Origin of the sequence: Micromonospora sp. NBC_01392 (genome assembly GCF_045040125.1) — a bacterium.
Taxonomy (GTDB): Bacteria; Actinomycetota; Actinomycetes; order Mycobacteriales; family Micromonosporaceae; genus Micromonospora.
The window spans coordinates 2,338,938-2,360,807 of record NZ_CP109549.1; the positions used below are offsets into that span (position 1 = coordinate 2,338,938).

A 21,870-nucleotide genomic window follows, 5' to 3' on the forward strand; every position below is an offset into this window, starting at 1 on the left:
CCCGCCGGCCGGACGCGGTGTCAGCGCGACACGGGCGGAACCCAGCTATTCGGTGCGAGGCATCGTGGCGACGGGACCGCTGCCGAGGTCCGCCCGCGGACGCAGCCAGAACGACGCGGGCAGGAAGTGCTCGGTCAGCCCGAGACGCCGCCACAGCGGGGCCGCGACCTCGCGCAGTTCCGGGTCGCCGGCCACGAACGCGTTGGGCAGCTCGATCTCCCAGCGCTCCGGCGCGGCCAGCAGGAACGCGGCCAGCAGATACTGCTCGTTGTAGTGCCGGTGGCGCCACTGCGGCGGGTAGTCGCGGGGCAGCATGATGTCGTGCACCTGCACCAGCACGCCGGGCCGCAGCCGGGGCAGCACCTCGAAGAAGAAGACCGTCACGTCCGAGCCCATGAAGCTGCGGTGCGACCCGTCGAAGAAGACCACGTCACCGGCGTCCAACTCGTCGAACAGGCTCAGGTCGGCCCGCTCCAGCGGCGCGCGGACCACGTCGTCGCAGAGCACGTCAACGCTGGCCCGGGGCGCCGGGTCGATCGAGGTGATCCGGGTACGCAGACCGTGGTCGCGGACCGCCCGGCGGGCGAACTTCGTCGAGTTGCCGGAGCCGATCTCGACGTACCGGGCCGGTTCGTGCTCGACCAGGAAACCGTAGAGCGCCAGCGCGTCCAGCGGCGGCAGCCAGCCGTTGCGCCAGTACGGCTCGCCCGAGTCGAGGTCGCCGTGCAGCGGGACGGCGGCGAGCCGGTCGGCGTGACCGAGGAACCGCCGGAGCGTGTCGGCGTACGCGTCTCGCCGCCGGTCGAGCAGCTCGGAGATGCCCGGGTGGTCGGGTCGGCCGTAGCCGAAGCGCGGCTCCGGGCTCACCGGGAAGTCCACGAAGATCGGCCTGCGCAGCCCGAACGCGGAGAGCACCAGCCCGTGCAGCAGAGGGCGGCGCTCCAGCCGCGCCAGCGGGCCGGCGAGGAACGGCAGGGCGGAGAGCACCTCCACCCCGGAGGCGGTACGCACGGCACTGCGCAGCCGGCGGATACCGCCGCGCAGCCCGCCGCCGGTGACGGGGGACGCCGCGGACGGCAGGTCGGTGGCGGTCATGAGGAGACTCCTTCGAGACGGTCGGCAGGGGCGGGACGGGTCGGGGTGGCGGCGTGCGGCGGACCGCCCGGGCGACGGCCGGTGACGGCCAGCAGGGCCAGCACGACGACCGTCGAGCCGATGTCGCCGACGGTCAGCAGCACCCGGCTCAACGCGACGAGGGTCACCAGGTCCGGGCCGCCGACCAGGGTGGCGACGGTGAGCGCGAGCGCGACCTCACGTACGCCGAGCCCGGTCGGCAGCACCACGGCGCAGAGCCCGGCGACCACGGAGAGGGCGAAACCGCCGACGCCCAGCGGCAACGCCGGGCCCGGCGCTGCGCCGAGGGCGACCGCCAGCACGGTGATGTGCAGGCCGCTGATCAGCCAGCCGAGCACCATCAGCCCGGTGGCGCCCAGCAGCGTCGGGCGGCCGGGCAGCAGCGGCCCGGTGTCGCCCCGGCGCAGCAGCCGCGCGGCGGCGGCCAGCAGCCGGCCCAGCAGGCCCGGGGCGAGCACCGGCGCGGCGGCGGCCACGCAGGCCGGCAGCAGCAGCCACCACCACCGGCTCTGCCCGACCAGCCAGGGCAGCGCGAGGACGCCGACGAGCACCCCGGACACCGCCGCGAGTCCCTGGCTGGCGAGGAACGCGGCGGCGAGCCGGGCCGGTGGCTGGCGCAGCGGCCGGGCCATCGCGGCGTGCGCCACCGTCGGCCACACCCCGCCCGGCAGGTAGCGGGTCAGCCCGGCGAGGAAGTAGACCCGGGTGGCGTCGCGCAGCGACAGTCTCGTGCCCAGCCCGGCCAGCAGGACCCGCCAGCCGACGAAGCCAGGTACCCCGCCGACCGCGGCGAGGACCCCGGCGGTCAGCGCCGCGCCCCAGCCGACCGTCCGCAGGCTGTCCGCCATCCCGTGCCGTACCCGCCACACCTGCCAGCCGAGGAAGGCCAGCACGGCGGCGTACCCGACCACGCGCAGCGCGGCCCACACCCGTGCCCGGCTCACCGGGACCCGCCGAGCGAGAGCACGACGTCCTGCAACCGGTGGTCGGACATGCCCCGCGCGTCGCGCAGCCGGTACTGGTGCACGGTCCACCCCGGGGAGACGAACGTCCAGTCCAGCCGCCACCAGCGCCGGCCGGCGATCGTCCACGACGTCGGGTACGCCGACCCGCTGGCCCGGGCCGCGTCGGTGAGCCGGTCGCGGAGCCGGGCCAGGTCGCCCATGGCCGGGCTGGTGTTGAGGTCGCCGGCGACCAGCACCGGGTTCGGGTTGCGGTCCAGGTCGGCCGCGAGCGCCCGGTACTGCGTCTCCCGCCGCTGGAAGAACTCGTGCCGGCGGTCGTAGAACAGCTCGCGCAGCGGGCTGCTCAGGTCCAGCGGCACCAGGATGTGGGTGTTGTAGACCGACACCGTGCGGCCGCCCACCCGCAGGTCGGTGCGGAGCGACTTGACCTCCCAGTAGTCGGTGCGCCAGTCCGCGCCGGGCGGCGGGTCGGCCGGCAACGCGGTCGTCGCGACGACCGGGAACCGGGTCACCGTGACCAGCTCCCCGCGCAGCACCACCTGGTAGCCGGGGAACTCGCGGCGCAGCCGGGCCAGGTCGGCGTCGCGGCGGGCCGGGTCGTCGTCGGGTTTGTACTCCTGGAGGAGGTAGACGTCGGCGTGCCGGGCGGTCAGCGAGGCGTAGAACGTGTCGGGGTCGTCGGTGGCGTTCCACACCGTCGTGTTCCAGGAGACCAGGCGCAACGCGTCCGCCGGCGCCGGCGGCGGGGTGCGCCACACGGCCGGGTTCAGCCCGGCGAGGTCCGCGCCGAGCAGCAGCCCGGCCACCGCGAGCAGCGCCAGCCGGGCCCGGAACCGTCCGGCCAGCGGCACCGCCCCGAGCAGCAGCACCGGTACGGCGACGAACGCCAGCGGCGGGATCAGCTCCGGCGCCAGCCACAGCCACCACCGGCCGCTGAGCAGCCGGTGCGCCACCACCAGGAGCAGCCACGCCGCGCCCAGGCCGGTGAGCACCGCGCCGGCGCGGGCGCCGGGTCGCCGGCCGACCCGACCCGCCCGGCCGGCCGCCGGTTCCGTGCGCGGCGGCGTCCGCACGGCGGTCACGCGATCACCGCCGGCTGCTCGTAGAGGCGGCGGAAGCGGCGGGAGAGCAGCCACTGCACCAGCCCCACCGCCACGCCCACCCCGATGGTGAGGCTGACCAGCAGGTGCAGGCCGGCGAAGCGCAGCGTGTAGCCCAGGCCCCGGACGGCGCGCACGTAGCGGTACATCCGGGCGTCGCTGAGCAGCCAGAGCGCCAGCAGCAGCAGCGGCACCACGGCCCACCCCGGACCGGCCAGCAGCGGCAGCGGCGTGGTGGCGGCGGCCAGCCAGGACGCCAACCCGGTGCCGGACTCGGCGGAGGTCACCACCCCCACCACCCGCCGCCGGTGCAGGAAGAACGGGATGTGCACGCGGGTCCGGGTGAACACCTTGCCCAGCGCGATCCGCAGCGTCGCGTCGTCGTCGTGCCGGCCGATGACCCGGCTGGTCATCCGCACCTCGTACCGGTCGGTGAGCCGTTCGCTGACGTCCGCGCCCTCGCTCTGGGTCAGCCGGGGGTTGAACGGGCCCACCTGCGCCCAGACCCTGGTCGGCACGGCCAGGATCGCGGTCGACAGGAAACCGGTGATGCTGCCCTCGGCGACACGGAAATACCAGTGCCGGTACAGGTTGCGGTAGTCCTTGGTGAAGGTGCCGTCGATCAACGGGACGGTGTCGTAGTTGCCGCAGACCGCACCGACGCCGGGCTCGTCGCGCAGGATCGCCACCGCGACGGCCACCGCGTCCGGGGCCAGCGCCACGTCCGAGTCGACGAACATCAGCACCTCCCCGGAGGCGGCCTCCGCGCCGAGGTTGCGCGCCACCGAGGGCCCGCTGTTGACCGGCGTACGCAGCACCCGCACCTCGGGGAAGGACTCGGCGACCGCCACCGAGTCGTCGGTGCTGCCGTCGTCGACCACGATCACCTCCACCGGCCGGTGGGTCTGCCGGCGCAGCGCCGCCAGGCAGAGCCGCAGCGTGCGGGCGTAGTTGTAGTTGGGCACGATGACCGAGACGAGGGGCGCGGAGACGGCCACCACCTCACCAACCTTTCGAGTCGAGGGGACGGAGGGCGGCACGCGACGACGGGCCGAACGACGGGTCCACCAGGGACCGGACCAGGCCGACCGCGGCCCCGGTGATCAGCGCGACGTTCACCAGCAGGTGGATGCCGAGGGCACGGACCAGGAACGCCCCGCCGCCCCGGCGCAGCGCCACCACCAGCGGCGGGTCGGCGGCGGCGAAGACCGCCAGGCAGAGCACCGGCACGCCGGCCCCGTACGGGCCGAGCAGTGCCGCCGGCAGGGTGAGCACGGCCAGCCCGGCGGCCAGCACACCGAGGGTGCGGTTCAGCGCCAGACCGTGCCGGCGGTAGCGGTTGCGCAGCGACCAGCGGAGCAGTTGGGCCCGCCGGTACTGCTCGGCCAGCAGCGGCAGCAGCCGGTCCGCCTCGTCGTGCCGACCGACGACGGTGTCGGTGAGCCGGATCCGGTACCGGGTCAGCAGCCGCTCGCTGTACTCGTCGTCCTCGGCGCTGCGCAGGTTCTCGTCGAACGGACCGAGGTCGCGCAGCACGGCGCGGGGCACCGCGGCGAGCGCGAAGACGGCGGTGTCGACCGGGCCGACCGCCCGGGTCAGCGCGGAGTGCAGGTGCAGCACCCGGTACCGCTCGACCGGCCCGTCGTCGATCAGCGGCTCGGGGGCGTAGACGCCGTGGACGCAGCCGCAGCCCGGGTCGGCGGCGAGCACCGCCAGCGCGTTGGCGATCGCGTCCGGGGCCAGCGCGACGTCGGAGTCGACGAAGAAGACCACCTCACCACGACTGGCCGCCACCCCGGCGTTGCGGGCCGCGGAGACCCCACCGTTGACCGGCTGCACCAGCACCCGCACACCGGCCGCCGCGGCCACCGCCGCCGACCCGTCGGTGCTGCCGTCGTCGACGACGAGCACCTCCACCGGCGGGTGGGTCTGCGCCGCCACCGCGTCCAGGCAGTGGCGCAGCGTCTTCGTGGCGTTCCAGACCGGGATCACGACCGAGACGGTCGGCGTACGGCTCACGACCCCTCCCCGAGGGTCACCACGGCGGTCTGGGCGCGGTGGTCGGACAACCCGCGCGGGTCGTCCAGCGTGTACCGGTGCACGCGTACCGTCCGGGAGGTCAGCGTCCAGTCCAGCCGCCAGGCCGCCGGCAGCCGACCGGCGGGCCAGCTCGCCGGGTACACGTCGGTGTTGGCGTCCGCGGCGTCGCGCAGCCGGTCCCGCAACGGGCGCAGGTCGCCCATCGCGGCCGTGGTGTTGAAGTCACCGGCGACCAGCACCGGCCCGGGGTTGGTGGCGAGATCGGCCCGCAGCCCGGCGAGTTGCGCCCGCCGGGCCCGGTCGCGTTCCCGCACGTAGCCCAGGAACCGCCTCGGCGCGAGGTTCACCTGCACCGGCAGGTGCACGTTGTACGTGGACAGCACCCGGCCGTCCACCAACAGGTCGGCGCGGAGCACCTTGGCGGCGGCGAAGACCCGCCCGAAGTCGGCGCCCGGGTCGGCCGCGAGGCCCGCGTCGGGACCGACCGCCGGCCGGGCCACCACCGGGAACCGGGACAGGGTGAGCAGCTCGCCACGGGCGACGACGGTGTAGCCGGGGAACGCCCGACGCAGCCGCTCCGGGTCGGGGGCGGGCCGGGCACCGGCCAGCCCGGCCGCGTCGTCCCAGTAGAGATGCTCCTGCAACAGGTAGACGTCGGCCCGCCGGTCGACCAGGAACCGCAGGAACGCCTCCGGGTCGTCGTGCTGGTCCCAGTAGCCGGTGTTCCAGGCCAGCACCGTCAGCGCGCCCGACGGCGGGGCGGGGCGGGACGCCCACGCGTACCGGTTGAGGCCGGCGTCGGGCAGGCCGATCGCCAGCGCGGTGGCCGCCGCCGCCAGCACCACCGTCGCCGCCCGGGCGGGCAGCGGCCGGCGCAGCGCCCGGGCCACCGGCACGGCCGCCGCCAGCGCCACCGGCACCAGCAGGTACGCGGCCGGCGGCAGCAGGTCCGGCAGCAGCCAGAACCACCAGCGCCCGCTCAACGCGCGGTGCAGGCCGGTGAACACCGCCCAGCCGAGCGCCACCGCCCAGAGCAGCCGGGTGGCCGCACACCACCGCCGGGGCCGGCCCGCCGCCGTCGCCGGACCGTCGGCTTGGACAAGGAGACTCATGCGGGCACCTGCGCGGTGGGGCGTGGGCCGCCCTCGTAGAGGTGACGGAAGGAGCGGGAGCAGAGCCACTGCGCCGCGCCGGCGGCGGCGCCGGCGGCGATCGCCAGGTTGATCAGCCACTGCACCCCGACGAACGCGACGAGCAACGCCGGTCCGCGCCGGCGGGCGACGAACCGGTACATGCCGGCGTCGCACGCCAGGAAGAGCAGGAGGGCGGCCACTGACGGCAGCACCCCGAGCGCGCCGGCCAGCAGCGGCAACGGTAGCGCGAGCGTGCCGAGCAGCGCGCTGACGGCGGCCCACATCCGCGACGCGGTCTCGAATCCCTGCGCGGCACGACGCCGGTGCGCGTACAGCGGCATCCGCAGCCGGCTGCGGTGGAACACCTTGCGCAGCATCGGTCCGAGCCGGTCGTCGTCGCGGTGCCGGCCGTGCAGCGCGTCGGTGAGCCGGATCGGGTACCGGCCGGTGAGCCGCTCGCCGTACTCGACCTCCTCGGTCTGGCGCAGCCCCTCGTGGAACGGGCCGATCTCGGCGAACACCCGGGCCGGCATGGCGCAGATGGCGGTGAACAGGAAGCTGACGTCGCCCAGCGAGCTGATCCGCCACCAGTGCGCCTGGAGGCACCGGCACTCCTGGACGAGGCTGTCCCGGACCAGCGGGACCTCGTCGAGGATGCCGCAGATCGCGCCGGCCTGCGGGTCGGCGGCGAGCAGCCGCACCGCCCGGGTCACCGTGTCCGGCGGCAGTTCCACGTCGGAGTCGACGAAGAGCAGGACGTCGCCGCGGGCCCGGGCGGCGCCGATGTTGCGGGCCAGGGCCGGGCCGCCGTTGTGCGGCGTGTGGACCACCGGCACGCCGAGCGACTCGGCCACCGCCACCGAGTCGTCGGTGCTCCGGTCGTCCACGAAGATGATCTCGGTGGCGGGATGGGTCTGCGCCAGCAGCGCCGGCAGCGTCAGCGGCAGCGAGTCGGCATGGTTGTAGTTGGGGACGACGACGGAGACCGTCGGGGTGTGCGCGGTCATGGCTCTCCTTGACGAGGGCGCGGGCGAAGGGCGGGGCGAGGGCGGGGCGCGGGTTCAGGACAGGGCGGCGACGAGCGCCGGGAACCGGATGGCGGCGTAGAGCGCGCCCAGGCAGGCCGCCCAGAGCACGGCGGCGGCGAGCACCGCCCGGTCCCGCGACAGCAGCCGGACCGGGTCGCCGCCGGCCCGCCGGACCAGCGCCAGTTGCAGGTACCGCGACATCAGGTAGAGGACGAACGGGGTGGACAGCAGCATCGCGGCGTCCCCGTACCGGCCGAACGGGGCTTCGGTGCCCAGCCAGACCAGCCCGGCGGTGACCGCCAGGAGCCCATTGAGCTGGAGCAGGTGCCCGGCCAGCTCCACCGACCAGCCGCGCAGGGCGGGCCGGTGGGCCACCCCCGCGTCCAGCAGTTCCTGACGGCGCTTGCCGACGATCAGCAGCAGGCAGCCGGCGAACACGGTGACCAGCAGCCAGGCCGACACGTCCGCGCCGACGGCCAGGTAGCCCTGCACGGCGCGCAGCACGAACCCGGTGGCGACCACCCCGGCCTCGACCAGCGGAACGTGTTTCAGGCCCCGGCTGTACCAGACGTTGAGCACGAGGTAGGTCAGCACCGGCCAGGCCGGTCCGACCGGGCCGGCGGCCAGCAGCAGCGCGAGGCCGAGCAGGAGCACGACGGCGCAGGCGTACGCCAGCGGCACCGGCACCCGGCCGGACGCCACCGGACGGTGCCGCTTCACCGGGTGGAGCCCGTCCCGGTGCCGGTCGACCACGTCGTTGCCCACGTACACGGCCGAGGCGGCGAGCACGAACGCGACGACGGACCAGCCCAGCCGGGTCAGCCCGGCCAGGTGCCAGGACAGCGGGTCCAACAGGGGGAGCGGGACGACCAGCAGGCTCTTCACCCAGTGGCCGGGTCGGACCAGGCGGACCAGGTCGACGACCAGTCGGTGGCGGCGGGTGGCGGGCGGCTCCACGGCCGGCACGGCGGCGGGAGCGGAGTCGAGGAGAGGCATCGGCCGGCGCCCTAGAAGAAGATCTTCGCGAGGGAGAGGGCGCCCTGTCGCCAGGGTTCCCGGCTGGTCCGGCCGGCCCCGGTCGCCGTCGCGCCCCGGTTCGCCCGCCACCACCGGTAGGTGGCGAGGATCGCGTCCCGGTTGGCGAGGCGGGGCGTGAAGCCGAGCCGGTCGCGGGCCTTGTCGATGCTCACGTAGGAGTCCGCGCGCAGCTTGTACAGCAGCCGCCCGTACACCGGGGAGAGGCCGCTGCGCTCCAACGCCCGCAGCGCCGCGAGCGTCGGCGCGGCCGGCAGCCCGACCACCCGCCGGCCGTGCCCGGCGGCGTCGAGCACCGCCTGGAAGTCCTCGCGCAGCGTGCCGAACTCGGCCGCGCCCAGGTTGTACGTGTCCCCGGCGACGTCCTCCGGGGCGGCCAGCACGGTCAGCACGGCGTCGACCAGGTCCTCGACGGCGAACATCTGCACCCGCACGTCACCGCGACCGAGCACCGGGAAGTTCCGGCCCTCCTCGGCCCATTCGAAGAGCATCGCGAACAGGCCCATCCGGCCCGGCCCGAGGAACGTCTTGGGGCGCAGAACCGGCACGCAGAGCCCGTCCGCGCGGAACCGTTCCACGAGTAGTTCCGCCTCGACCTTCGCCCGGGTGTACGGGTCGACCGGCTCCCGCGGATGGTCCTCGGGTGTGGGCACCAGCCGGGGCAGGCCGTAGACGGCGGTGGAGGAGATGTGCACGACCCGGGGGACCTGCACCCGGCGGGCGGCGCCGAGCACCGCGTGCGTGCCGTCCACGATGATCGACCGGATCATCTCGGCCGGGTAGCTGGGCAGCGCGGCGGCGCAGTGCACCACGGCGGACGCGTCGGCGAACACCCGCGCCAGCAGCGCGGCGTCGCGGACGTCGCCCTGGCTGTGGGCCAGCTCCGGATGGGTGTGCGCGGCGGGCAGCAGGTCCACCCCGTGCACCCGGTGTCCCTCGGCGAGCAGCCGGCGGACCAGGTGCGAGCCGAGCATCCCGCTGGCCCCGGTCACCACGACGTGGCCGCTGGTCACCATCGCGACGTCACCCGCTCCCGGACGAAGGCGGTCAGCAGCCGGGGCAGCCCCCGGGACAGCGTCGCGTCCAGGGCGGTGAGGAAGTGTTCCACGTCCTCGGGACTGGCCACCAGGCTCGGCGCGACCATCAGCGGGTTGTCGGCGTTGGGGCTGTAGTAGGTCATGATCCCGTGCTCGCGGAACAGGTGCGCGATCACCGACAGGGTGATGAGCTTGGTGCGGAACTGCGGGTCGTGGGTGAAGCCGGGCATCAGCCGGCCGGCCAGGTCGAGCAGGCCGGGACCACCGCCGAGGAAGACGCCCCACAGCGCGCCGGCGCCGTCGACCCGGCCGACCACCTCGGGGTACGCCTTGGCGATCCGGTCGAGGCCGGGTTGCAGCACGGCCGCCAGCATCCGGGCCCGGGCGGGGTAGTCGTCGTCGACCACCACCGCGACGGCCTCCAGGGCGGTGGCGGTCTCCTCGCCGAAGCCGTAGTAGGTGGTGCTGTGCAGGATGACGTCGGTCAGCCGGTCGTAGGCGCGGCGGAACACCGGCTCGCGGGCCGTGTAGCCGGCGATCGAGGCCTTGCCGCCGCCGAGCGACTTGGAGTAGGTGAGGATGTCCGGCAGCAGCCCTTCGCACCGCATGAAGTTGAAGAGACTGCCGGTCTTGCCCCACCCGGTGTAGACCTCGTCGAAGATCATGATGATGTCCCGCTCACGGCAGAGCCGTTGCAGGGCCAGCAGGTCGTCGTCGCTCCACCGGCGCATCGTGGAGGCGCTGAACGGTTCGACCAGGATGGCGTACACGTCGCAGCCGCCGTCCGGGGCGCGTGCCGCGTCGACGGCCGCGTGGACGGCGGCCAGGTCGCCGTACGGGTAGACGACGATGCCGGGCAGGCCGGGGAAGCGGAACGCGTTCTCCGACGAGCCGGTGAGACTGCCCGCGCCGAGGGTCTTGCCGTGGAAGCTGATGTCGGCGCGCAGCACCGTGTTGCGCCGTCCGCCGTGGTACTTGTAGGCCATCTTCACCGCGCCCTCGTTCGCCTCCGCGCCCGAGTTCGGGAAGTACGAGACGGAGAGGTCACCGGGGAGCAGGGCGGCCAGGTTGTGACTCAGCGCCGCCGTGTACGGCGAGAAGAACGCCTTGTGCACCTCCATCCGCCGGGCCTCGGCGAAACGCCGCCGGGCGGCCAGGATCCGTGGATGGTTGTGCCCGTGGTTCAGCACGCCGACGCCGCCGGAGAAGTCCAGCACCCGGCGGCCGTCCCGGAGATGGATCCACACCCCTTCGGCGTGGTCCACCAGTTCCCGGCCGAAGCCGAACGTCGTCATCAGGGAGACCTGGCTGCGACTGACATGGTCGCGGTACAGCTGGTGCACCTGCTTCGTGCCGAGCTGTTCCGCCTCGTCGATACCGATCAGGTGGGGCATGCGGTGGCCTTTCCTCGGACGACCGGTGGGGGAGTGTCAGCGCCGACGGGACCGGTCCCCCCGAGCCCCCGGGTGACGGTGCGGCGACGCTGTGCGATCTCAAGCTAGCGACGTGTGTCGATCTCGTCATGCCGGATGTTCGGGGGGCGGACCGACCCGTCCGCTGTCCCCCGGGCAGGGGACAGCGGACGTCCGCGAGGACGGCGGGTGGACGTTCGTGGGGTGCCGGCGCCGTCTCAACCGGCCTGGAGACGGTCCTCACGAACCCGGTCGGCGAGGTCGAGCTTCGTGCGGCTGGGCCGACCGAGATCGTGGTACTTGGCCTTGACCCGGTCCAGGTAGGTGCGGGCGGTCTCCGGCTTGATGCCCAGGTGCCGGGCGGTGGCCGTGAGGGTCATGCCGGAGGCGTACGCGAGCAGCACCCCGCGCTCGCGGGGGGACAGCCGGGGACGGGTCGGACGGGCGTCGCCCAGGCAGGCGAACGCCAGTTCCGACGAGAACGCGGGCCGCCCCGCCGCCACGTCCCGGACCGCGGTGGCCAGGGCCCCCAGGTCGTGGTCCTTCGTCACGTACCCGCTGCACCCGGCGGCGAACGTCGCCACCACCTGGTCGGGGCGGGCCCAGACGCTGAGCACCAGCACCCGGCGGCCGGACGTCACCAGCCGCCGCACGTTCTCCGCCGCGTCGCTGCCGTCGCGCAGCACCAGATCCAGCAGGACCACGTCGATCGGCTCGGTCAACGTCCGCAGCAGGCCCTCCACCGTGGCCGCGGTGCGGACCAGCCGCAGGTCGCCGATGCCCGCCAGCCAGGCGCCCAGGCCCTCCAGCAGCATCCGGTCGTCGTCGACGGCCGCCAGCCGGATCAGCCCGCCCACGTCAGCTCCACGCACGTCCCGGCCCCCGGCTCACTGGAGACCCGGGCCCGACCGCCCACCTCGGCCACCCGGTCGACGATCGAGTGTCGGAAGCCGAAACCCGGGGGCGCCTCCTCCGGACGGAAGCCGCGCCCGCGGTCGACCACCGTCACCCGCAACAGTCGGCCCTCCACGGTCACGGTCAGCCAGGCGTGCTCCACGCCGGCGTGCTTGACCACGTTGTTCAGCGCCTCCTGCGCCGCCGCGCGCAACGCGGCCACGACCTGGGGCGGGACGTCCGCGGGCACGGTCGCCCCCTGGTACCGGACCCGCAGGCCGAGCAGGGACGCCTCGCTCACCACGTCCCGCAGCGCCTCGCCGAGCGTGCCGAACTCCGCGTCGGAGCCGTCGCCGAGCAGCCCGCGGACCACCTCCGCGTCGCGGGCGCAGCGCCGGCGTACCTCGGGCCGGCCCGGGTCGGCCACGCCGCGGGCGATCAACGTCAGCGTGGTCAGCACCGTGTCGTGCAGCGTCCGGTGGTGGGCGAGCCGGGTGACGAAGCGGGCGTGGTCGGCGGCGGCGTCGGCCTCGGCCGCCAACCGCTGCGCGTTGGTCCGGTCCAGGTTGCGTCCGGTACGCCGTAGGTAGCGCACGGCGAAGCCGGCGACCAGCGCGAAGCAGGCCACGCCGTTGACCGCGTGGACGAGCGCCGGTACCGAGGGGCCCGTGCCCGGGCCGACGGCGACGATCACCAGCGACTGGATGAGCACCAGCACCAGCAGGTCGCCCGCGACGGCCCAGGGCCGGGCCAGCGCCGCCCCCACCAGCGAACCGCTCGCCTGCACCAGCAGGTTGCCCCAGTTCGGGGCCCCGACGTCGGTCGTCAGGTTCGCGGTGACCGCCACCAGCACCGCGCCGGCCAGCAGGACGTCGAGGTGCACCAGCGCCGTCGGGAACCAGCCCCGCCGCCGGGCCACCCCGAACAGCACCACGTTCCAGGCCGTCGCCGCGACCAGCAGGCCGAGGTTGGCCCAGGCGCTGCGGTACGCGCCGTAGGCGCAGGTGACGACCGCCGGAGCCAGGCAGGTGATCCGATGCAGCGCCAGCAGGACCAGCATGAACCGGTTCGCCCGGCCCTCCCCCGTGACATCGGCCATGGTCGCAGAGTGACCGCGCAATGACACGCCGGTCATTCTGGCAGTCGTTCTCAACGATGGTCATCACTGCGCGGGATGGTCACGGCCGTTCGGCGGCCCGGATCGACCGGCCGGTGCGGGGAGCGACCGCTTCCGCCACTTGACGTCCGTGGCCGTGGGCCGATCCCGCCGGGAGCGTTCCCGCCGTGGGTCGTGCGGCTGTGGTTCTGGAGCGTCACCGGGCCGGTTCGTCACGCCGCGCCGGCGTCTTCCCGCCGCGCCCGGTCAAGACCGGACAGCACCCGTCCTCGCAACAACTCGTACTGCTGCCGGCATCGTCCAGGCGGTCCCGGCGGACGGTGCTGCACCCGGGCGCCGACGACGGTTTCCCACGGGTGGAACTGGTCGGCGGTGAGGTCGACGTCGTCGCCGTCGGGCAGCCGGTTCCAGTAGTGGTGACCGACCTTGACGCTCCCGACGAAGACCTCACCGAGAACGAGTTCGCCGCCGAGAAGGTCCTGGATGACCAGGGCGGTGACCCCGCACTGGCCACGGGCCGGGTTACCCGGGTGCCAGTCCGGCACGTCGTGCGGATCGCACGTGTCCGCACCCCAGCTCGTGCGTAGGACCGGCCGGAGCCGCTCCAGGTCGGTCATCGGGCACTCTCCTCGCCTGCCACCTTCTCCGGGCGTCACCTGTGCAGGGTGGGCCCTTCACCGGGTCGAGGGTCAAGGACCGGGGAGGACCATGGGGGAGATGGCCTGGAACGGTTCGGCGAGGGCGGGGAGGATGTCCGCATGATGACTCTGGTGGACGGCGTCCTGGCCGACCTGGGGCTGGCGGGACTCACCGGGCCCCAGCTCGCCGGAGATCCGCAGCCGGCGGCGCTGGCGTCACCCCTTGCCGTCGCCGAGTGCGCGATCGCGTCCGTGGCCGCCTGTCTCACGGCCGCCGCCGATCTGGCGTCCGCCCGCACCGGTCGGCGGCCTGAGGTCGCCCTCGACACGGACCACGTGGCGGCGGCGGTGCGGAGCGAGGTCTGGCTCCGCGACGCGGACGGGCGGGGGATCGACGGCTTCGCGCCCCTGTCCCGACTGTGGCGGGCGGCGGACGGTTGGGTGCGCACCCATGCGAACTACCCGTGGCATCGGACGGCGCTGCTGGCGTCCCTCGGTGTCGACGACGGCCGGGACGCCGAGGTGCAGACGAAGGTGGCGGACGTGATCGCCGCCCGCCCGGCGGGGGAGATCGAGCGTGCGGTGTACGCCGCGGGCGGGTTGGCCGTGGCCGCTCGTACCCGGTCCCGCTGGGAAGCGGACGGCCCGGACCCGCTGGCGTCGCCGCTGGTCGGCACGGCGCCGCTGAGCCGTGCGCCGCTGCCGGTGCCGCCGGTCGCACCGGGCCGGCTGCCGGCGTCCGGGTTGCGGGTGCTCGACCTGACCCGGGTCATCGCCGGTCCGGTCGGCACCCGGATGTTGGGTGCGCTCGGCGCCGACGTGCTGCGGGTCGACGATCCACGCCGTCCGGAACTGGCGCTGCACGCCGTCGACGGGGTGATCGGCAAGGCGAGCACGACCCTGGACGCCCGCACGGCGGAGGGCCGCCGCGCGCTGCACCGTCTGCTCGACCGGGCCGACGTGCTCGTGACCGGCTACCGGCCCGGGGCGCTGCGCCGGCTCGGGCTGGACCCGGACCAGGTCGCCGACCGGCATCCCGGCACCGTCGTCGTCACGCTGTCGGCCTGGGGCACGGCCGGCGTCTGGGGCGCCCGGCGCGGGTTCGACAGCCTGGTGCAGATCGCCACCGGCATCGGCTGGGCCACCAGCACGGACGGCGTCCGGCCCGGCGCGCTGCCCTGCCAACTGCTCGACCACGCCACCGGTTATCTGGTCGCCGCCGGTGCGCTGGCCGCGCTGGGGCGGCGCGTCCGCACCGGCGACGCCACCCACGTCTCGGTGTCCCTGGCCCGGACGGCGCGATGGCTGCTCGACCAGGGCACCGCCCCGGTCGGGCGGGGCCCGGGCGACGACCCGGCGGCCCGGGCCGACGGCTGGCGGGTCGCGCTGGGCAACGGGTGGAGCGCGATCAGCCCACCGGGTCGTCTCGACGGCCGCGCGCTGAACTGGCCGCACCTGCCGCCCGCCTACGGGCAGGCGCCGCCCGACTGGCGTTGACCGCCCGACGCGGCGTCCGCGCAGGTCAGGGGCGGGGGAAGATCGGCACCGGCTGGTCCTCCGGGTCCAGGTCGAGCCCGGCCGGCCCGATGATGCGCGGATCCGGCGTGCCGACCACGGCCTCGTCCTTGCCGGCGTAGTCGAAGCGGTGCAGCACGTGGCGTATCGCCTCCAGCCGGGCCCGCTTCTTGTCGTTGCTCTTCACCACCGTCCACGGCGCGTCCGCGGTGTCGGTCCAGAAGAACATCGCCTCCTTGGCCTCGGTGTAGTCGTCCCAGCGGTCGAGTGAGGCGAGATCCATCGGCGAGAGCTTCCACTGACGCACCGGATCGACCTTGCGGATGACGAACCGGGTGCGCTGCTCGTTGCGGGACACCGAGAACCAGAACTTGACCAGGCGGATGCCGGAACGGACCAGCATCCGTTCCAGGTCCGGGGCCTGCCGCAGGAACTCCAGGTACTCCTTGCGGGAACAGAAGCCCATCACCCGCTCCACGCCGGCCCGGTTGTACCAGGACCGGTCGAACAGCACGATCTCCCCGGCCGCCGGCAGATGCGCCAGCCAACGCTGGAAGTACCACTGGCCGGCCTCACGCTCGTCCGGCTTCTCCAGCGCGACCACGCTCGCGCCGCGCGGGTTGAGATGCTCCATGAAGCGCTTGATCGTGCCGCCCTTGCCGGCGGCGTCGCGGCCCTCGAAGAGGATCACCAAGCGCTCGCCGGTGTCCTTGACCCAGTCCTGCAACTTGAGCAGCTCGATCTGGAGCAACCGCTTCTGGTGGTCGTACTCCTCCCGGTCGAGACGCTCGTCGTACGGGTAGCCGTCGCGCCAGGTCTCCACCGGGCTGCCGTCGGGCAGCAGCAGGACCGGGTCGTCGTCGTATCCGTCGTGTACCTGGTAGTCGGCGGCGAGGTCCAGCAGCGCGGTGTCGGCCATACCGGTCGTACCTACCCCGCCGCGCCCGCCTCGATGCGGTCGGACCACAACTCCCAGGTGGTGCTCAGGTTGCCCGGCGGAACCGGTGACCCGCGATGGTTTCGGCCCCGGTGCGAGGGGCATCTTCCGGCCGCGGCCCACTCGGGTCGCCACGTCACCGGGAGGGGGAGTTCGCGATGACCATGGGCGGCGAGCCCACGGCTGCCGCGTTCCGATCGGCCGTGCTCGGGGGACGTCTCGACCTGCCGTTGCCCGGTGGCGGGCGGACGGCCGAGCGGTTCGCGCGCCTCGTCGCGCTCGGTCGCGCCGATCCGGCGCTGGCCCGGCTGGGGGAGGGGCACGCCGACGCGCTGGCGATCCTCGCCGAACTGGGGGTGGCGATCGATCCGGCGTGGCGCCGCGAGCCGTGGGGCGTCTGGGCCGCCGTGCCGGCCTCGGTCACCGCGACCCGGGACGGAGACCGGTGGCGGCTGACCGGGGAGCGACCGTGGTGCTCCGGGGCGGGTCTGCTGTCCCGGGCCCTGGTGACCGCGACCGCTGACGACGGCGTACGCCTGTTCTCGGTCGAGGTCGGCGCGGCCGGGGTGACCCCGTTGGCCGACACCTGGCCCGCCGTCGGCATGGCCGCCAGCGACAGTCGGACCGTCCGCTTCGACGGCGTGCCCGCCGACGCCGTGGGCGGACCCGGCCGCTACACCGCGCGGCCGGGTTTCTGGCACGGCGGCGCGGGTGTGGCGGCGTGCTGGTACGGCAGCGCGGTCGGCGTCGCCGACACCCTGCACGACGCGGCGCGGCGCCGCCGCCTCGGCCCGCACGCCATGGCGCACCTCGGCGCGGTCGACGCGGCCCTGACCGCCGCCCGTCGCGTCCTGTTCGCCGCCGCCGACGAGATCGACGCGAACCCCGCCGGCGACGCCGACCGGCTGGCACACCAGGTGCGCGCCACCGTCGAGGCGACCGCCACCACCGTCGTCGACCGGGTCGGTCGGGCGCTGGGGGCCGGCCCGCTGTGCCAGGACGCCGGCCACGCCAGACGGGTCGCCGACCTGACGGTGTACGTGCGCCAGAGTCACGCGGAGGCGGACCTCGCTCATCTGGGCGAGCTGGTGACGGCGGTCGGAGATCCCGGATGGTGAGGCCGATCGTCGGCGCGGGCACGGACGAGCGGACGTGGCGCGCGTGGCCGGCGCCGGCCACCTGGCCCGCGCTGGCCGTGGACGGTCGGACGCCGACGGCGCCGCCGTTGGTCGTCGCCCCGCACCCCGACGACGAGGTGCTCGGCGTCGGCGGCCTGGTCGCCATGCTCGGCGGCGGAGCCGGCGCGGAGATCGCGGTCGTCACCGATGGCGAGGCCTCCCATCCCCGTTCGACGGTCCACTCACCGGTGGAGCTGGCGGCGATCCGGCGGGCCGAGACGGCCACCGCCTGCGGACTGCTCGGGGTCGCCCCCGCCGCCATCGCGCACCTCGGGCACCCGGACGGCGCGGTCGACGGGACGGCCCTCACCGACGCGCTGACCGCCCGGCTGACACCCGGCCGGTGGTGCGTCACGACCTGGCGCGGCGACGGCCACCCGGACCACGAGGCGGTCGGACGAGCGGCCGCGGTCGCCTGCCGGCGCACCGGCGCGACGCTGCTGGAGTTCCCGGTCTGGACGTGGCACTGGGCCGAGCCGGACGACCCCGAGGTGCCGTGGCACCGCGCGCGCCGGATCGACCTGACCGAGGCGGCCAGATCGGCCAAGCGGGAAGCGATCGACGCCTTTCACAGCCAGATCCGGCCACTCGGGCCGGCGCCCGCCGACGCCGCGATCCTTCCCCCGCACGTTCTCGCACGCTTCGCGCGTCCCTACGAAACGGTGTTCGTGCCATGAGCCCACCCGGCACCCCCGCCGAATACTTCGACGACATGTACGCCGGCGCCGAGGATCCGTGGAGTTTCGAGACCCGCTGGTACGACCGGCGTAAGCACGACCTGACGGTCGCCTGCCTGCCTCGTCGGCGGTACCGGTCGGCCTTCGAACCGGGGTGCTCGACCGGCATGCTCACCCGCCGGCTCGCGCAGCGGTGCGACCGGCTGCTGGCGGTCGACATCGCCGCCGCGCCGGTGGCGAGCACCCGGCAACGGCTCGCGGACCAACCGCACGTACGGGTGGAGCGGATGCGTGTTCCCGACGAGTGGCCGGTCGGGGCCGACCGCTTCGACCTGATCGTGCTCTCCGAACTCGGCTACTACTTCGACGACGCCGGGCTGGACCTGCTGACCGCCCGGACGGTGGACTCGCTCGAACCGGGTGGCACGCTGGTCGCCGTGCACTGGCGGCCGGCGGTGGCCGAGCACGCCCGGGGCGGGGACGACGTGCACCGGCTGCTCGACGACGTGGACGGGCTGGTGCGGACGGCACGCCACGAGGAGGCGGACTTCCTGCTCGACGTCTTCCTCCGGGTGCCGCCGCCGGCCCGCTCCGTGGCGCAGGCCGAGGGTCTGTGGTGAACCGGATGGCGGTCGTGGTGCCCGCCCACGACGAGCAGGAGATGCTGCCCGGCTGCCTGACCTCGGTCCTCGGTGCGCTCCGCCGCCTGCCCGTGCCGTCGGAGGTGATCGTGGTGGCCGACGACTGCCGGGACGGGACGGCCGCCGTCGCCGAGCGACTCGGCGCCGTCGTGCTGACGGTGCGGGCCCGCAACGTCGGCCGGGCCCGCGCCGTCGGCATGGCGCACGCGCTGCGCCACGGCCCGCGGGATCTGTGGCTCGCCACCACCGACGCGGACAGCCGGGTACCCCGGCGGTGGGGCGGCTGGCAGTTGCGCCACGCCCGCGCCGGCACCGACCTGCTGGTCGGCACCGTGCGGGTGACCGACTGGGCGCCCCGCTCCGCGCAGGTCCGGGAACGCTTCGAGACCCGGTACCGACGGGATCTGGGCAGCACCTGGCACCGGCACGTCCACGGCGCGAACCTGGGCTGCGCCGCCCCGGCCTACGAGCGGCTGGGCGGGTTCGCCGACCTGCCGCACGGCGAGGACCACGACCTGGTCGAGCGGGGTCGTCGGCAGGCGGTACGGGTCGTCGCCGATCCCGACTGCCCGGTCCGGACCAGCGCCCGGCGCCAGGCCCGCGCCCCGCACGGCTTCGCCCGCTACCTCGACGCCCTCGACACCCCGACGGCCCCGCCGCCGCCGGGAGACCCGGCCGAGACCAGGGGCGCGGGGACGCGCTAAGGGGGCGGCCGGTTGCGGATGTGCGGTCGATAGGGGTCTCCTCCCGACGGATTCACCGGGATCATCGTGCCTGCGACGACCGCCCGGCCCACCAGCCGACCGCGGCTGCCGGCACCTCTCGCGCACCTTCGGGGAAGGAACTGCCTTGTCCACTCGTCGTCAACTGCTGCGCCTCGGCGCGGCGTCGGGCATCGTCGGGGCGACCGGTGGCCTGGCCGGTCTGGCCGGGCAGTGGGGCGGGGCTCCCGCCACGGCCGGGACCGCCGCGCCGACGGCCACGCCCGTGACGCCGTTCACCGTGCCGTTGACGGTGCCGCAGACGCTGCGTCCGGTGCTGCGGACCGCCACCACCGACTACTACTCGGTCACCATGCACCGGCGGCGACTGGAGATCCTGCCCGGCACGCGCACCGAGGTGTACACCTACAACGGCGACCTGCCCGGCCCCACGATCCACGCCACCTCGGGTCGGCGGGTGGTGGTCCGCCAGCGGAACCGGCTGACCATGCCCACGGCGGTGCACCTGCACGGCGGCGCCACCGCCCCCGAGGACGACGGCTCGGGCGACGCCACGATTCCGCCGGGCGGCGAGCGGGTCTACACCTACCCGAACCGGCAGCCGCACGCCACGCTCTGGATGCACGACCACACCCACCACATGGAGGCCGAGCACCTCTACCGGGGCCTGTCCAGCCTCTACCTGCTCACCGACCGCACCGAGGCGGCGCTGCCGCTGCCCCGGGGCCGGTTCGACGTCCCGCTGGTGCTGCGCGACGCGCACCTGGACGCCAACGCCCAGTTGGTCTGGACCATGGACGACGCCGACAACCGCACCACCCTGCTGGTCAACGGACGGCCCTGGCCGCGCTTCGAGGTGCAGGCCCGCCGCTACCGCCTGCGCCTGGTCAACGCCAGCAACCTGCGGTTCTACCTGCTGCGGCTCGCCGACGGCGGGGACATCACGGTGATCGGCTCCGACGGCGGCCTGCTGGAGGCGCCGGTCACCATGCCGTACGTGCTGCTCTCACCGGGTGAGCGGCTCGACGTGGTGGTCGACTTCGCCCGCTACCAGCCGGGCACCTCGGTGGTGCTGCAGAACCTGATGGGGCCCGGCCCGGCCGAGCAGGTGGGCCAGGTGATGCGCTTCGACGTCGTACCGTCGAAGGGCCCGGACCGCACGTCGGTGCCGCAGCGGCTGCGTACGCTGCCGCCGCTGCCCACGCCGACCGTGCGCCGCAGCATCGAGCTGCGGATGGACGAGGCGGGTTCCGGTGGGCACCAGGCGTACATCGACGGGAAGGTCTTCGACCCGGCCCGGATCGACACCACCATCGCCTGGGGCAGCACCGAGGAGTGGACGGTGACCAACGCCAACGTGGTCATGCCGCACAACTTCCACATGCACCTGGTGCAGTTCCGGGTGCTCGACCGCAACGGCGCGCCGGCCGATCCCACCGAGTCCGGGCTGAAGGACACCGTGATCGTCTGGCCCGGGCAGAGCGTGCGGTTGCAGGCGACGTTCGACACCTGGCGGGGCGTCTACCCCTATCACTGCCACATGGTCGACCACAGCGCGATGGGCATGATGGCCAACCTCAAGATCGTCTGATCCGTCCCGGGAGTTCTGGTCCGTCCCGGGGCGGATCAGGGCGCGTAGCCGGGGTCGGCGACCGTCTCGGCGATGCGGGTGAGCCAGTGCAGGTCGTTGGCGCGGGACTCGGCACCGGCCCCGGGGGCGAGAATGCCGGCGAGGAACGCGGCGACGTCGTCGAGGTGCCGTTCGGCGCGGTAGTAGCTCAGCCTGGTCCGGTCCGGTTCCCACGGCCCGTAGCCCCGGCGGAACAGCTCCGCGCGGTGCGCGTCGATCGGGTGGTCCCCGAAGTCACCGCTGAGCACGAACATCAGGTCCCGCTCGCGCGGCGCGAGCACCGGCGCGTCCCAGTCCACGACGTGCAGCGGGCCGTCGCCGTCGGCGATCAGGTTGCCGGGGTGGATGTCGGCGTGGCAGATGACGTGCCGGGCCGGCGTCATCCGGGCGGCCAGCTCGTCGACGGTCGCCGACAACCGGTGCAGCGCGTCGCCGTACCGGTGCCAGAACGCGCCGAGGGCCGCGCTCGCCGCCGCCTGCCGGCCCAGCGTCCGCAGCCGTTCGCCGGCGCTCGACCGGTAGGTCTCGGCCGGCAGGAGGTCGACGATCCCGGCGGTCGGCGTGATCGTGTGCAGGTGGCCCAGGAACTCGCCGTACTCGATCCACTGCTTGTCGGTGAGGCCGCGCCCCCACCGGCTCCCGCCGTCGTGGAACGGGTAGAGCAGCAGGTGGTGGTCCCCGAACGGGTGACCGGTGCCGCCGTCGGGCCGGTCGATCGGCGCGACCACCTGCCGGATGCCCCGGGCCCGGAGAAAGCCGGGCAGCCGGACGGCCGCCGGCGTGAACCCCCCGAGCCGGAGCTTCAGGAACCAGCGCCCGCCGTCGACGGTGTCCACCCGGTAGGCCCAGGCCCGCCCGTCGAGACCGACCGGCAGGAACACGAGAGCGGAGACGTCCAGCGCCCAGGCGGCGGCCACCTCCGCCGCCAGTCGCCGCTCGTCGACGCCGGGCCTGTCGATCACGCCCGGAGCGTGGCAGCTCGCCGTCCGCCCGGCAAGCGCATTCGCCGGTACGCGGGCGGCCCGGGGACCGGACGT

The 21,870-nt window shown here is 74.5% G+C and carries 21 protein-coding genes; 6 read left to right on the plus strand and 15 right to left on the minus strand.

Annotated features, from left to right (window positions below; all coding sequences use genetic code 11):
* Nucleotides 1-45: 45 nt before the first annotated feature.
* The 13 genes from OG767_RS10865 to OG767_RS10925 all read right to left on the minus strand — a co-directional run bounded on the left by OG767_RS10865 (nt 46) and on the right by OG767_RS10925 (nt 13,512).
* Complete coding sequence (locus tag OG767_RS10865) at nt 46-1,095, minus strand: class I SAM-dependent methyltransferase (RefSeq protein ID WP_405093278.1); 1,050 nt, start codon at nt 1,093-1,095, stop codon at nt 46-48.
* Nucleotides 1,092-2,078: a hypothetical protein gene (locus OG767_RS10870; RefSeq protein ID WP_405093279.1), complete on the minus strand. Its 987-nt coding sequence runs from the start codon at nt 2,076-2,078 to the stop codon at nt 1,092-1,094. Before OG767_RS10870 ends, OG767_RS10865 begins: the two co-directional genes overlap by 4 nt.
* Nucleotides 2,075-3,181, minus strand: coding sequence for an endonuclease/exonuclease/phosphatase family protein (locus tag OG767_RS10875; RefSeq protein ID WP_405093280.1), 1,107 nt, complete (start codon nt 3,179-3,181; stop codon nt 2,075-2,077). The genes OG767_RS10870 and OG767_RS10875 overlap by 4 nt, the downstream gene beginning before the upstream one ends.
* Nucleotides 3,178-4,200 (minus strand): glycosyltransferase family 2 protein, encoded by a 1,023-nt coding sequence (locus OG767_RS10880; RefSeq protein ID WP_405093281.1) that lies wholly within the window; start codon nt 4,198-4,200, stop codon nt 3,178-3,180. Before OG767_RS10880 ends, OG767_RS10875 begins: the two co-directional genes overlap by 4 nt.
* A 1-nt stretch (nt 4,201) precedes the next feature.
* Nucleotides 4,202-5,218, minus strand: coding sequence for a glycosyltransferase family 2 protein (locus OG767_RS10885; RefSeq protein ID WP_405093282.1), 1,017 nt, complete (start codon nt 5,216-5,218; stop codon nt 4,202-4,204).
* Nucleotides 5,215-6,351: an endonuclease/exonuclease/phosphatase family protein gene (locus tag OG767_RS10890; protein WP_405093283.1), complete on the minus strand. Its 1,137-nt coding sequence runs from the start codon at nt 6,349-6,351 to the stop codon at nt 5,215-5,217. Before OG767_RS10890 ends, OG767_RS10885 begins: the two co-directional genes overlap by 4 nt.
* Nucleotides 6,348-7,379: a glycosyltransferase family 2 protein gene (locus tag OG767_RS10895; RefSeq protein ID WP_405093284.1), complete on the minus strand. Its 1,032-nt coding sequence runs from the start codon at nt 7,377-7,379 to the stop codon at nt 6,348-6,350. The genes OG767_RS10890 and OG767_RS10895 overlap by 4 nt, the downstream gene beginning before the upstream one ends.
* Nucleotides 7,380-7,433: 54 nt before the next feature.
* Complete coding sequence (locus tag OG767_RS10900; RefSeq protein ID WP_405093285.1) at nt 7,434-8,396, minus strand: UbiA prenyltransferase family protein; 963 nt, start codon at nt 8,394-8,396, stop codon at nt 7,434-7,436.
* Between the two features lie 11 nt (nt 8,397-8,407).
* On the minus strand, nt 8,408-9,451 hold the full coding sequence (locus tag OG767_RS10905; RefSeq protein WP_405093286.1) for an NAD-dependent epimerase/dehydratase family protein: 1,044 nt from the start codon (nt 9,449-9,451) through the stop codon (nt 8,408-8,410).
* Entirely contained in the window at nt 9,445-10,767 is a 1,323-nt protein-coding gene (locus OG767_RS10910) for an aspartate aminotransferase family protein (protein ID WP_405094188.1), read from the minus strand. Before OG767_RS10910 ends, OG767_RS10905 begins: the two co-directional genes overlap by 7 nt.
* Nucleotides 10,768-11,102: 335 nt before the next feature.
* Nucleotides 11,103-11,741, minus strand: coding sequence for a response regulator (locus tag OG767_RS10915; RefSeq protein WP_405093287.1), 639 nt, complete (start codon nt 11,739-11,741; stop codon nt 11,103-11,105).
* Nucleotides 11,729-12,877: a sensor histidine kinase gene (locus OG767_RS10920; protein WP_405093288.1), complete on the minus strand. Its 1,149-nt coding sequence runs from the start codon at nt 12,875-12,877 to the stop codon at nt 11,729-11,731. Before OG767_RS10920 ends, OG767_RS10915 begins: the two co-directional genes overlap by 13 nt.
* A gap of 230 nt (nt 12,878-13,107) precedes the next feature.
* The gene (locus OG767_RS10925; protein ID WP_405093289.1) at nt 13,108-13,512 is read right to left on the minus strand and encodes a hypothetical protein; all 405 of its coding nucleotides are present in this window, start codon (nt 13,510-13,512) and stop codon (nt 13,108-13,110) included.
* A gap of 141 nt (nt 13,513-13,653) precedes the next feature.
* Between OG767_RS10925 and OG767_RS10930 the strand changes: the two genes are divergently transcribed.
* Nucleotides 13,654-15,030 carry a CoA transferase gene (locus OG767_RS10930; protein WP_405093290.1) on the plus strand — a complete coding sequence of 459 codons (1,377 nt, stop codon included), beginning with the start codon at nt 13,654-13,656 and terminating at the stop codon, nt 15,028-15,030.
* Between the two features lie 25 nt (nt 15,031-15,055).
* On the opposite strand, the gene ppk2 is transcribed toward OG767_RS10930, so the two are convergent.
* Complete coding sequence (gene ppk2 / locus OG767_RS10935) at nt 15,056-15,967, minus strand: polyphosphate kinase 2 (protein ID WP_405093291.1); 912 nt, start codon at nt 15,965-15,967, stop codon at nt 15,056-15,058.
* Between the two features lie 176 nt (nt 15,968-16,143).
* Here ppk2 and OG767_RS10940 point away from each other — a divergent pair, with 176 nt between their 5' ends.
* From OG767_RS10940 to OG767_RS10960, 5 genes are all read left to right on the plus strand, one after another.
* Nucleotides 16,144-17,103 (plus strand): acyl-CoA dehydrogenase, encoded by a 960-nt coding sequence (locus OG767_RS10940; protein WP_405093292.1) that lies wholly within the window; start codon nt 16,144-16,146, stop codon nt 17,101-17,103.
* Complete coding sequence (locus tag OG767_RS10945) at nt 17,097-17,840, plus strand: PIG-L deacetylase family protein (protein WP_405093293.1); 744 nt, start codon at nt 17,097-17,099, stop codon at nt 17,838-17,840. The genes OG767_RS10940 and OG767_RS10945 overlap by 7 nt, the downstream gene beginning before the upstream one ends.
* Nucleotides 17,837-18,460, plus strand: a complete 624-nt coding sequence (locus tag OG767_RS10950) for a class I SAM-dependent DNA methyltransferase (RefSeq protein WP_405093294.1) — start codon at nt 17,837-17,839, stop codon at nt 18,458-18,460. The genes OG767_RS10945 and OG767_RS10950 overlap by 4 nt, the downstream gene beginning before the upstream one ends.
* A 5-nt stretch (nt 18,461-18,465) precedes the next feature.
* The gene (locus OG767_RS10955) at nt 18,466-19,185 is read left to right on the plus strand and encodes a glycosyltransferase (protein WP_405093295.1); all 720 of its coding nucleotides are present in this window, start codon (nt 18,466-18,468) and stop codon (nt 19,183-19,185) included.
* A gap of 145 nt (nt 19,186-19,330) precedes the next feature.
* Nucleotides 19,331-20,794 carry a multicopper oxidase family protein gene (locus OG767_RS10960; RefSeq protein ID WP_405093296.1) on the plus strand — a complete coding sequence of 488 codons (1,464 nt, stop codon included), beginning with the start codon at nt 19,331-19,333 and terminating at the stop codon, nt 20,792-20,794.
* A 35-nt stretch (nt 20,795-20,829) separates the two neighbouring features.
* On the opposite strand, the gene OG767_RS10965 is transcribed toward OG767_RS10960, so the two are convergent.
* A complete protein-coding gene (locus tag OG767_RS10965; RefSeq protein ID WP_405093297.1) occupies nt 20,830-21,795 on the minus strand; it encodes a phosphotransferase enzyme family protein in 966 nt (321 codons plus the stop codon).
* Between the last annotated feature and the right edge of the window lie 75 nt (nt 21,796-21,870).